This is a genomic window from uncultured Campylobacter sp., from assembly GCF_937997595.1.
Lineage (GTDB): Bacteria > Campylobacterota > Campylobacteria > Campylobacterales > Campylobacteraceae > Campylobacter_B.
The window spans coordinates 1-2,581 of the sequence record NZ_CALKTS010000090.1 but is presented as its reverse complement, the minus strand read 5'-3'; the positions used below and the strand labels follow the sequence as shown (position 1 = coordinate 2,581).

Genomic DNA, 2,581 nt, shown 5'->3' with positions numbered 1-2,581 from the left:
TCGTCCGCCCCGGATATGCGATCGAGTACGATTTTATCGATCCTACCGAGCTTAAGCACAGCCTCGAGACCAAAAAGATCCGCGGGCTGTTTTTGGCAGGCCAGATCAACGGCACCACCGGCTACGAGGAGGCCGCGGCGCAGGGGCTGATGGCGGGCATCAACGCCGTGCTTGATTTGCGCGGGCGGCAGCCTTTGGTTTTGCGCAGGGATGAGGCGTATATCGGCGTTTTGATCGACGATCTGGTTACCAAAGGCACGAATGAGCCCTACCGAATGTTTACTTCGCGCGCGGAATTTCGTCTGCTGCTGCGCGAGGGCAACGCCGTGCTGCGCCTAAGCGAATACGGCCGCGAGATCGGGCTTTTAGACGAGGCAAGCTACGAGCGGGCGCGCAAGTTTAAGCTAGACGTAGAGAGTGGAATGGAATTTTTGCTAAAAAAGCAGATTACCCCTTCGAAACAGACGCTTAGCCTGCTGCAAAGTATCGGCGCAGAGCCAATTTCGCAAAGCTGTAGCTTGCAAAAAATCGCCTCTCAAAGCGGCTTTTCAAAGGCGGGTCTGCTTGCTCTGGCGCCGCATTTTGAGGGCTTTAGCGATGAGGTTTTGGATGAAATTTTAACGCAGTGCAAGTATCATTTCTACATCGCGATGCAGCGCGCCGAGGTCGAGAGGATGAAGGGGTTGCTTGGCGTCGCGATCCCGCCGCAGATCGATTTTAGCAAGATCGGCGGGCTTAGCAACGAGATCGTACAGAAGCTAAACCGCTTTGCGCCGCCGACGCTTTTTGCCGCGAGCGAGATCAGCGGTGTAACGCCCGCCGCGATCGATATTTTGCACATTTACATAAAACAAAATTTCGGCGATAAGCTTGGGATAAAGCGAGAATAGCATGCTAAAGCATAAAAGGCTCAATAAAGTAATTTTAAAATTTATAGTGAAAAATCTGGACGATATTTTAAAATATGTTTCAGTTTGAACTAAAACTATGTTTTGATAATTATGCCAATAGTAAATTTAGATTCATTGTCATGAATTGCTCAAAAAATACTTTTTTTACATACAGTATGTCGCCGAAATTCTTTTTTATTCACTTCCCGGTTCAAAATTATTTCTCGAACAGCATAAATTAAAGGACGCGGTCGACAACAACATTCAAGAGTTAGGTTTTAGTATTGACACCTCAGGAATAAACAACATATTCATATTAAAAGACGTTATACAAGAAGAAGAAGAAATACCTACTATTTTTGGAGAAATAGTCGAACGATATATAGATGGCATTAAATATATAAATTGTTTTAAATTTGAGCTACTAAACTACATATATAAAAGAGATCCATTGCATTTTGCTAAAATTAATAAGGGAAAATCCGCTTAACTTATCTTGAGCCGTTTATATTTACAGAGGAGATAAATCCGCCCCGAGCGAGGCGGATTAAAGATTATTTTTCGCTAGGCGGATACATCTTCCAGCTACTATCTACCTTCCAGTCTATCGGGTGACAAGACATACAAGTATTTAGCTTTTGCGGATGATGCACGGCGTGGCATGACTGACACTGTAGCATCTCATTGGCTTTATTGTGAGTGCCTTCTTGCGGGTTAGATAGGCCATAGTGCGCGGTCTTTTTTCTTATGTCGGCTATCTTATGACAGCTAGTGCACTGCTCGTTTTTAAAGCCCCTTTGTTTCGCCGGCATCTCAAAGTCGCCTGTTACATACATCCTGACCTCGTTTAGCTGCTCGCCTATGGTTGGGACGTGGCAGTCGTGGCATGTTACATTTGCGTCGTTATGCTTTTTAGCTAGCATATCTCCTTTTGTAAAAGAATCGTACTCTGGCTGCATGTTGTGACACATGATACAAAATTCAGCCTTGTGGCTAGCGGCCTCTATCTGATGAAACGCTATAAAACCGACGATAGCGGCTACTATTAGTCCTATTATCGTATATTTTCTTTTCTTGCTCATGCTTGTACTCCTTTTGCGTTTGCCACAGCCTGATAGCCTGCTAAGCGTCCGTAGCATAGGCATGTTCCGTGGCTAGTGCCGGCTAAAACTACCGGATAGTCGCCCAAAAAACGTCCGCCCATAACGTTACCGCAGGCATAAAGTCCCGAAATTTCGTTATAGTCGGTATCTAGCACGTTTGCAGTGCTTGGCTCTACGGTGAAGCCGCCCATGACGACTAAGCTAGCACCTACGCCCATCTTGCCAGCGTAAAGCCTATATTTATCGGTATTTCAACCGCATCTTTTACAGTTTTTGTTTTTTTGAATTGTTTATCAAACAAAGAAATGTTTTTGGTAAAAGCGGTGCAGTTTTCAAGAAATATTTTGCTTTATAAAAAAAGATTCCATGAAATTACTTTGGACTCATATCTAAAAATCTAGTTTATCTTGGTTTGGATTGGAAAATGGCATTAATGCAATTTTGATATTTGATTTAACTAGTCTGATGTTTTGCTTAGACATTAAATTCAAAATAAGTATCTCAGTAATATTATGCGGTATAGTATAGGTTGAATTTAGCAAATTTTTGGTCGCCATTGCACACTTTTATCTTAAAAATTCTATAATA

2 protein-coding genes and 1 pseudogene are annotated in these 2,581 nt (G+C 43.2%); 1 reads left to right on the top strand and 2 read right to left on the bottom strand.

Going from position 1 to position 2,581, the window contains the following annotated elements:
* The coding region (locus tag Q0614_RS03315; RefSeq protein WP_298786514.1) for an FAD-dependent oxidoreductase at positions 1 to 890 on the top strand (890 nt) is incomplete at its 5' end.
* 554 nt (positions 891 to 1,444) lie between these two features.
* On the opposite strand, the gene Q0614_RS03310 is transcribed toward Q0614_RS03315, so the two are convergent.
* Entirely contained in the window at positions 1,445 to 1,972 is a 528-nt protein-coding gene (locus Q0614_RS03310; protein ID WP_298786513.1) for a cytochrome c3 family protein, read from the bottom strand.
* Positions 1,969 to 2,217 (bottom strand): annotated as a pseudogene (locus Q0614_RS03305) (FAD-binding protein); the annotation flags it as partial. The gene Q0614_RS03310 and the pseudogene Q0614_RS03305, both read right to left, overlap by 4 nt.
* Positions 2,218 to 2,581 lie beyond the last annotated feature (364 nt).

Excerpts from the sequence above, each read along its gene's own strand:
- Q0614_RS03310 (WP_298786513.1), bottom strand. The coding sequence starts at position 1,972 with ATGAGCAAGAAAAGAAAATATACGATAATAGGACTAATAGTAGCCGCT.